Source organism: Cellulomonas rhizosphaerae (assembly GCF_003470205.1).
In the GTDB taxonomy this organism is placed as follows: domain Bacteria; phylum Actinomycetota; class Actinomycetes; order Actinomycetales; family Cellulomonadaceae; genus Cellulomonas; species Cellulomonas rhizosphaerae.
This window is the reverse complement of record NZ_QWKP01000062.1, coordinates 1-3,937: the sequence shown is the minus strand read 5'-3', so window position 1 is coordinate 3,937 and position 3,937 is coordinate 1. Positions and strand designations below refer to the sequence as shown.

The window sequence follows — 3,937 nt, the reverse complement described above, 5'->3', positions numbered from 1 at the left end:
CGCCTTGAAGTCGACGACGGCGTAGATGCCCTCGGACTTCTTCTTGATGTCGTACGCCAGGCGGCGACGACCCCAGATGTCGACCTTGTCGACGGAGCCACCGTCGGTCGTGATGACCGACAGGTACTTGTCGAGCGAGGGAGCGACGGTGCGCTCCTCGATCTCGGGGTCGAGGATGATCATGATCTCGTACGGACGCAGGCTCATACCCACCTCCTCTGGTCTCGGCGGTCACGGTCGATCCGTGACAGGAGGGTTCTCGTGCGTCGCTGCGGGACGAGCAGACCTCGTCGGGCTCCCGCGTCTCGACCGATGGCGGCCGAGGGGTGCGGGCACAGCAGTGTTCCAGCCTACCGGGCGAGCCCGGTCAGCCTGAAATCGTGGGTCAGCCGCCCGCGGAGTCCTCGGTCGGCTGAGGGTCGGGGGACTCCGTCGGCTTGGGCGGAGCGGTCTTCGTCGGCGCCGGCGTCTGGGTGGGCTTGGGCGTCTGCGTCGGGGCGGGCTTGGGACCGCTCGAGATGACGAGCGTGACGCTCGCACCCGCGTCGACCTTCTTGCCCGACCCGGGGCTCGCGCTGATCACGCGCCCGACGACGACGGTGTCCGAGTAGGCCGACTCGATGACCGGGACCAGGCCCACGGCGTACAGCGCGCTGGTCGCGTCCGCCTGCAGCTTGCCGACGAGGCCGTCGGGCACGACCGCGGTCGTGGGCGCCTCGGTCTGCGTCTGCGTCGGGGTCGGCGTGGCCGTGGGGCTCTTCGTCGGCTTCGCGGTCGGCTTGGGGCCGACGTTCGCTCGCTCGGGGAACTGCTCGACCTTCTTGTAGTCGGCGAGCTCGAAGACCTTGCCCATCGCGGTGGACCAGATCTGGGCGGGCATCGTGGCGCCCGTGACGGCGTCGAGGGGGATCGAGGTGCCGAACTTGTAGCCCTTGGGCGTGATCGTCACCTGTGCCTTGCCGTCCGGGCCCACCTGGCTCATCGCGACCGAGGTCGCGAGCTGCGGGGTGAAGCCGACGAACCACGCCGCCCGGTTGTCCTGCGTCGTGCCCGTCTTGCCGGCGATCGGGCGGCCCAGGGGCTTGATCCAGTTCTTGCCCGAGCCCTGCTCGACGACCTGCGTCATGGCGTACGTGGTGTCCGCGATGACGTCCTTGTCGAAGACGCGCTTGCCCTCGGACCCGCCGGTGAGCGCGGTCGAGCCGGTCGAGTTGAGGACCGACGCGACGATGTACGGGTCGTGGTGGACGCCGCCCGCGGCGATGGTCGCGTACGCGCTGGCCATGTCGAGCGGGTGGACCGTCGCGGTGCCGAGCACGTTCGAGACGACGTCGGGGATGGTCGTCGTGATGCCGGCGCGGTCGGCCACGTCGACCGTCTTGTCCGCGCCCACGTCGATGTTCAGCTGCGCGTAGACCGTGTTGACGGACTGCGCGGTCGCGGTGACCAGGTCGATGTAGCCGAACTGCTCGTCGCCGAAGTTGCGGACCTTCTTGGTCCCGTTCTCCCACTCGGGGAACGTCTGCGGCGTGTACCCGGCGTAGCGCGTGTTGAGCGTCTTGCCGTTCTCGAGACCGGCGATCAGCGTGAACGGCTTGAACGTCGAGCCCGCCTGGATCGCGTCGACCGTCGCGCGGTTGATCTGGTCGTCGATGAAGTCCTGGCCGCCGTACATCGCGACGATCGCGCCCGTCGCGGGGTCGATCGAGGCCATCGCGACCTTGGTGCGCTTGTCCGGCGTGCTGTCCTTCTTCGAGGCGCTCTCGATGAGCTTGCCCTTGTAGAAGTCGCTCGCCGTGGCGTTCATGTCCTTCTGCACGGGCTTCTTGATCGTCGTGATGATCGTGTAGCCGCCGCGCATGAGCTCGTCCTTGGAGAGCTCGAGCGGACCGGCTGCGAGCTCCTTCTCGACCGTCGTCAGCAGGTACCCCTGCGTGCCGCGGTAGAGCTCGGACCGCTTGTAGTCGATCGTCTCGGGGAAGGTGAGGTCGGCGCGAGCCGCCGGCGTGACCCAGCCCTCCTCCTGCATCGCGTCGAGGATGATGTCCCAACGCTGCTCGGACTTGGCCGCGTCGACCGCGGGGTCCCAGTTGTTGGGGGAGGGGATGACCGCCGCAAGCAGGGCCGCCTGCGAGATCGTCAGGTCCTTCGCGTCGACGCCGAAGTACGCCTGCGACGCTGCCTGCACCCCGTAGGAGTCGCGGCCGAAGTAGATCGTGTTGAGGTAGCGCCCGAGGATCTCCTCCTTGGACTCCGTCTGGGCGATCTTGATCGCCATGAGGGCCTCGCGGGCCTTGCCCACGTAGTCCGTCGTCGTCTTGTCGACGTAGTACCGCTCCACGTACTGCTGGGTGAGGGTCGACCCGCCCTGCGTCGTCCCGTCGCTCGCCGTCGCGTTGTGGAAGAAGGCGCGCGCCATGCCCGTGACCGAGATGCCAGCCTTGCTCTCGAAGAACGACCGGTCCTCGCCCGCGGCCACGGCCTGGCCGACGTACTCGGGCAGCGTGTCGTAGTCGACGATCGTGCGCTTCTGCACCGCGTACGTGCCCATCACGGGGCCGCGGCTGCCGTCGGCGTTGTTCGCGTAGTAGACGGTCGAGGTCTGCGCGCTGGTGTCCTGCCCGCCCGTCGCGGGGATGTCGATGGTCGCGTAGGCCGCGACGATCGCGCCGAGGCCGAGGAAGCCGGCGCCCAGGATGGTGCCGAGCACGACGCGCCACGACGGCAGCCAGCGGTGCAGACCGTGGTAGCCGGTGCGCGGGTAGTCGAAGACCCGCTTCTTGCCCTGGGCGTTCTTCCCGCGGGCGGGAGCCGCCGCGCGGGTGCCACGGGACGAGCCGCGACGGGCCCGCGGGGGAGCGGACCTCGGGTTCGACGAGCCTGCCAACGTGCTGCCTTCCTGACGACGACTTCGGGAGGCGGCCCGCACCACGGACGGGATCCAGGCACACGGCAGCCGCGAGCCCAAGTATGGGGGACCGTCCTGCGCGCGTTCCGGGACCGGGGCGGGATGCGGCGAGCCTTCACACGATCGGCACCGGGCCGACGAAGAGCGGACGCAGATCGGGCCGATCGAGTGACCTGGGCCACGGGATCGGGGCGTTCCGGCCGCCGATCCCGGGCCGGCCGCGACCCTCGTCGGGCGCCGCGTGGCCCTCGTCGGGCGAACCGACAACGCCGCCGGGCACACGTCACGGCGCGGCGGACTTGTCCCGAGGCACGCATTCGACATACTGTGCGGATGTATCGACTTGATACATCGACTCGTCTCGCATCGCCCTCCCGGGCTTCGCCAGACTCTAGCCCCACCCGAGGAGGTGCCCCGTGCGCGGTCGTTCCGACGTGCTCGAGCCGGCGATCCTCGGCCTGCTGCACGAGTCGCCCATGCACGGGTACGAGCTGCGCAAGCGCCTCAACCTGGTGCTCGGCTCGTTCCGCGCCCTGTCCTACGGCTCGCTGTACCCGTGCCTGAAGTCGCTCGTCGAGCGGCACTGGATCGTCGGGACCGAGTCGGGCGCGGACAGCGGGCACGGCGTCAGCAAGCGGGCGCGCATCGTCTACCAGCTCACGGCCGACGGCAAGGAGCACCTCCAGCAGGTGCTCGCGCAGTCCGGTCCGTCGACCTGGGAGGACGAGAACTTCGACGTCCGGTTCGCGTTCTTCGCGCAGACCGACGCCGAGACCAGGCTTCGGATCCTCGAGGGTCGGCGCACGCGCCTGACCGAACGACTCGACACGATCCGACAGTCCTTCGCCCGCACCCGCGAGCGCATGGACGAGTACACGCTCGAGCTGCAGCGCCACGGCCTCGAACAGGTCGAGCGTGAGGTCCGTTGGCTCGACGGGCTCATCGACAACGAGCGCGGCCGCCGCCGCGTGCGTCCCACAGGCACCGGTCATCCGACCGATGCTGCTTCCACCGTCGCGGACGACATCG

At 69.3% G+C, this 3,937-nt stretch carries 3 protein-coding genes; 1 reads left to right on the top strand and 2 read right to left on the bottom strand.

Annotated features, from left to right (window positions below; all coding sequences use genetic code 11):
• Together rpsF and D1825_RS00945 are read right to left on the bottom strand one after the other, a co-directional pair.
• Positions 1-201: 30S ribosomal protein S6 (rpsF, locus tag D1825_RS00950; protein WP_199721445.1), on the bottom strand; the 201-nt coding region annotated here is incomplete at its 3' end.
• A gap of 184 nt (positions 202-385) precedes the next feature.
• Positions 386-2,887, bottom strand: coding sequence for a transglycosylase domain-containing protein (locus D1825_RS00945; protein WP_233549547.1), 2,502 nt, complete (start codon positions 2,885-2,887; stop codon positions 386-388).
• Between the two features lie 437 nt (positions 2,888-3,324).
• Between D1825_RS00945 and D1825_RS00940 the strand changes: the two genes are divergently transcribed.
• On the top strand, positions 3,325-3,937 hold a 613-nt coding region (locus D1825_RS00940), incomplete at its 3' end, for a PadR family transcriptional regulator (RefSeq protein WP_233549546.1).